At 65.0% G+C, this 4,508-nt stretch carries 5 protein-coding genes; 1 reads left to right on the top strand and 4 read right to left on the bottom strand.

What is annotated here, in order from left to right:
* The 4 genes from G1E_RS03060 to G1E_RS03045 form a co-directional block, all read right to left on the bottom strand.
* Positions 1-658, bottom strand: a 658-nt coding sequence (locus tag G1E_RS03060) for a pitrilysin family protein (RefSeq protein WP_177329604.1), incomplete at its 3' end; no start/stop codon positions are given.
* Between the two features lie 70 nt (positions 659-728).
* The gene (gene rsmD / locus G1E_RS03055) at positions 729-1,331 is read right to left on the bottom strand and encodes a 16S rRNA (guanine(966)-N(2))-methyltransferase RsmD (RefSeq protein ID WP_047149610.1); all 603 of its coding nucleotides are present in this window, start codon (positions 1,329-1,331) and stop codon (positions 729-731) included.
* Entirely contained in the window at positions 1,331-2,821 is a 1,491-nt protein-coding gene (locus tag G1E_RS03050; RefSeq protein ID WP_009683347.1) for a pitrilysin family protein, read from the bottom strand. Before G1E_RS03050 ends, rsmD begins: the two co-directional genes overlap by 1 nt.
* Positions 2,814-4,169 (bottom strand): pitrilysin family protein, encoded by a 1,356-nt coding sequence (locus tag G1E_RS03045; protein ID WP_029886168.1) that lies wholly within the window; start codon positions 4,167-4,169, stop codon positions 2,814-2,816. The genes G1E_RS03050 and G1E_RS03045 overlap by 8 nt, the downstream gene beginning before the upstream one ends.
* Positions 4,170-4,400: 231 nt before the next feature.
* Here G1E_RS03045 and G1E_RS29130 point away from each other — a divergent pair.
* The coding region (locus tag G1E_RS29130) for a hypothetical protein (RefSeq protein ID WP_256220429.1) at positions 4,401-4,508 on the top strand (108 nt) is incomplete at its 3' end.

The raw sequence follows: 4,508 nt of genomic DNA, 5'->3' as shown, positions 1-4,508 counted from the left end.
GGTCGATGCCGCCAACCACCACCAGCGTGGCGTTGTTGGGCCGGTACCAGGTTGCATACCAGGTTCGCAGCGTTTCCAGTCCAATATCGGCAAGGTCGGCCAGGGAACCGAAGCTCGGTTGCCCATAGGCATTGCCGCCATGGGCCAGCGCCAGGTGAAGGTCGTAAGCCTGTTGGTCTGGGTGGTTGTCGAACTTGAGGCGCCTTTCGTCCTCGACGGCTTTCTTTTCCCGGTCCAGTTCTGCCTGGCCGAAGGTCGCGCTGTTCATGGCATCGGCCATGATCTCCAACGCGACTGACAGGCGAGCGACCGGCAGCGTTATCTCATACGCCGTCGCCTCTTCATGGGTGCTGGCATTGGCGTTGCCGCCCAGGCGGGCGATCACTCGCGAGTATTGGCCGGCGGCAAGTTTGCTGCTGCCTTCGAAAATCAGGTGTTCCAGGAGGTGGGACAGGTTGCTGTGGCCCGCGGGCTCATGGCTGGAACCCACGTGATACCAGAGTTGCACGGCGGCCAGCTGGCTGGTGTGGTCTGGCCGCAGGTAGACGGACAAACCGTTGTTCAGGGTGAAGTGCTGCAGTGGCAAGGGGGCGGCTGAAGCCACAGATGCCAGTCCTGCCGAGACCTGGTCGAGGGTGACGGGCGCAGGTGAAGTCATCGCTGAAGTGCTCCGGTTGTGTGAACCGCAACAGCTTCAGCGAAATGGCACCCTAGGCAGCGCTACATAGTTAGCCCCGCTGCCACAGCGCGTAATACACCTGGCCGGTTTTTTTCTCGCGATGCAGGCGCCAGTTGCCGGGCAGTTGCAGGGCCGACGGCGCGGCTTCGCTCTCGGTGTAGACCCAGGCTTGCTCGCTGAGCCACTGGTGCTGCTCCAGCAGGTTGCAGGTGTTGGCCAGCAGGTCCTGGTGGAATGGCGGGTCGAGGAACACCACGTCGAACTGCTGCTTGGCCGGGTGCTGCAAGTAGCGCAGGGCATCGGTTTGCAGGATTTGCCCGCGCGGGCAGCGGAGGATTTCCAGGTTGTTTTTCAGGTTGGCGATGGCCGCCGGGTTGCTGTCCAGTGCCACGGCGTCTTCGGCGCCGCGGGACAGGGCTTCGAGCACGAGGGCGCCACTGCCGGTGAAGGCGTCCAGTACCCGAGCGCCCTCGATGTAGGGCGCCAGCCAGTTGAAGACAGTTTCGCGCACACGGTCGGGCGTTGGCCGCAGGCCTTCACCATCCGGCACCGCCAGGCGACGGCTGCGCCACTCGCCGGCGATGATGCGCAGGTGGCCCTGGCCCTTGCTTTGCCCGGTTTGCGGGCGGGCGGGAGGGGTGGATCTTGGCATTAGTGCTCCGGTACCCCGAGCGGCTGCTCGGAGGGCTTGTCAGTGGGTGCTGGCAGCGGTTTCTGTGGCACTTTCGGGCCAACGGTGACGATCACCAGTTTATCGGCTGACAGGTGTTTGTTCATGGCGGCCTTGACCTGCTCGACAGTGAGGGCCTGGGACTGCTGCATGAAGTCCTCCAGCCAGGTCAGCGGCAAGTTGTAGAAGCCGATGGCGCCCAGCTGGCCGACGATGCTGGCATTGCTGGCATTGGACAACGGGAAGCTGCCGGCCAGTTCGCGCTTGGCATCGTCCAGCTCCTGCTGGGTGGGGCCGGTCTTGAGGTAATCGGCGAGAATGCCCTGCACCAGCTTGAGCGTGCCCTCGCTGAGTTCGGCACGGGTTTGCAGGTGGATCATGAACGGGCCGCGCACCTGCATCGGGCTGAATACCGAGTAAACGCCGTACGTCAGGCCGCGTTTTTCCCGCACTTCGCTCATCAGCCGGGTACCGAAAGCACCGCCGCCGAGGATCTGGTTACCCAGCGACAGTGCAGGCCAGTCCGGGTCCTGGCGGTCGATGCCAAGCTCGGCCAGCATCAGGTGGGTCTGCTTGGACGGGAAATCGATGTGGGTCAGGCCGGGCTTGGCTTCGGCCGGCTGCGCCGGCGCGGGCAGCGCCGGGCCTTTGGGTAGCCCGGCGGACACCTGGGCGGCGATGGCTTCGGCTTCGGTGCGGCTGAGGTCGCCGACCAGGGCGATCACGGCGTTGCCACCGGTGTAGGCCTTGGCATGGAAGGCGCGCAGTTGGGCCAGGCCGATGCCGTTGATGCTTTCGGCAGTGCCATCGCTGGGGTGGGCGTAGGGGTGGTCGCCATAGAGGTTGGTGAACAGCGCTTTGCCAGCGATTTTGCCAGGGTTCTGCTTCTCGTACTCGAAGCCGGCCAGCATCTGGTTCTTGATGCGCTTGAGCGCGTCTTCAGGGAAGCTCGGCTTGCCGGCGACCTCGGTGAACAGCTTGAGCGCCGGCTCGCGCTTGTCCTTGGCGCTGAGGCTGCGCAGCGAGGCCACGGCCATGTCACGGTAGGAGCCGTTGCCAAAGTCTGCACCCAGGCTCTCGAAGCCTTCGGCGATGGCGGTCACGTCCTTGCCGGCCACGCCTTCGTTGAGCATGGCGTTGGTCAATGCAGCCAGGCCTGGCGTGCCGCCGTCCTGGCTGCTGCCGGCGGCAAAGGTTACGCGCAGGTCGAACATCGGCAGCTCGCGCGCCTCGACGAACAGCACCCGTGCCCCTTCGGCGGTGTTCCAGTGCTGGATGTTCAGCTGGCGCCGGCTCGGCGCCTTGCCGTCCAGCTCGGCCAGCGACTGCAGGGTGTTGGCCGGCCGGGCCGCGGTGTTGTCGGCTTTGGCGGCGTTGTCGGCCAGGGCCGGGGCAGCCAGCACCGCTGCCAGCGCCAGGGCGCGGATACCGGTGGCCAACAGGGTTGGGCGTGGTGCGCGACGATCACTCATGAGCGGACTCCTCGGGCAGTACATGGGCAACGCTCAGGCGTTCGCGGGTGAAATAGGTGCGCGCGGCGTTCTGGATGTCCTGCGGGGTAACGCGCTTGAGCTCGTCCAGTTCGCTGTCAATCAGCTTCCAGGACAGGCCGACGGTTTCCAGTTGGCCGATGGTGGTGGCCTGGCTGCTGATGGAGTCGCGGTCATAGACCAGGCCGGCGATAACCTGGGCGCGTACGCGCTCCAGTTCTTCGGCGCTGGGCGGGGTGGTCTTGAGTTCGTCGAGCAGTTGCCACACGCCCTTCTCGACGTCGGCCAGGGTTTTCTGCTTCTGAACGTTCGGCGTGGCCGAAATCAGGAACAGGCTGTCGCCACGGGTAAAGGCGTTGTAGCTGGATGAAGCACCGGCCACCAGCTCCTGGCCACGCTCCAGGCGCGCCGGCATGCGGGCGCTGTAGCCGCCGTCGAGCAGCGCCGAGATCAGGCGCAGGGCGTGTACGGTGCGGGGGTCCTTGGCCGTGGCCAGGCCGGGCACGTTGAACCCGTAGATCAGGCTCGGCAGTTGCGTGCGCACGTGCAGGGTCAGCTGGCGCTGGCCGGGTTCTGCGAGCTCAAGTGGCAGCTTGGCCGGTGGCACGGTGCGCTTCGGGATGCTGCCGAAGTACTTCTGGGCCAGGCCTTTGACCTCGTCGGGGGTGACATCGCCGACCACCACCAAGGTGGCATTGTTGGGGGCATACCAGGACTCGTACCAGTGGCGCAGTTCCTCGACCTTCATGCGCTCCAGGTCGGCCATCCAGCCGATGGTCGGGGTATGGTAGCCGCTGGCAGGGTAGGCCATGGCGCGGAACAGCTCGAAGGCCTTTGCAGTGGGCTGATCGTCGGTACGCAGGCGGCGCTCTTCCTTGATGACCTCGATTTCCTTGCTGAATTCGTCGGCTGGCAGGCGCAGGCTGGCCAGGCGGTCGGCCTCCAGTTCCAGGGCTACGGGCAGGCGGTCACGCGCCAGCACCTGGTAGTAGGCGGTGTAGTCGTCGCTGGTGAAGGCGTTCTCTTCGGCGCCCAGGTCGCGCAGCACGCGTGAAGCTTCGCCGGGGCCGAGCTTGGCGCTCCCCTTGAACATCATGTGCTCCAGGGCGTGCGACAGGCCGGTCTGGCCCGGGGTTTCGTAGCTGGAACCGACCTTGTACCAGATCTGCGAGACCACCACCGGGGCGCGGTGGTCTTCGCGCACCACGACCTTGAGGCCGTTGTCGAGGATGAATTCGTGGGTGGGTTGCACATCGGCGGCGAAGGCCGCGAGCGGCAGGCAGAGCGTGCCGAGCAACAGGCCAGCGGCGCGGCGGGCTAGAGCATTCATACGGTGTTTAACCTGTTCGGCGGCCCGCTGGGTTTAGCGTCGACGGGCCAGGAGGTGCTAGGATACTGATCCGGTTGCCTGGCGACCATGCCTGTCGCCGTTCTGGCCCACAGGACACTAAGACAAAACATTGCGCATGAACCAGCCGGCTTCAAGATAGTCTGTTCTGCGTAGAGAGAATTCCCGATCCGCCGTAGCTGGCGCATCGCTACCCTGAGATAGCCGTCTTCCATGTTTGGTTCCAACGACGACAAGAAAGCGCCGGCCGAGGCTGGTGAAAAGAAAGGCCTGTTCAGCTGGTTTCGCAAGAAGCCGCAACAACCTGTGGACGCTGGCGTT

It is taken from the genome of Pseudomonas sp. TJI-51, from assembly GCF_000190455.2.
Taxonomy (GTDB): Bacteria; Pseudomonadota; Gammaproteobacteria; order Pseudomonadales; family Pseudomonadaceae; genus Aquipseudomonas; species Aquipseudomonas juntendi.
The sequence above is the reverse complement of the archived record's forward strand: the minus strand, read 5'-3'. Positions and strand labels throughout refer to the sequence as shown.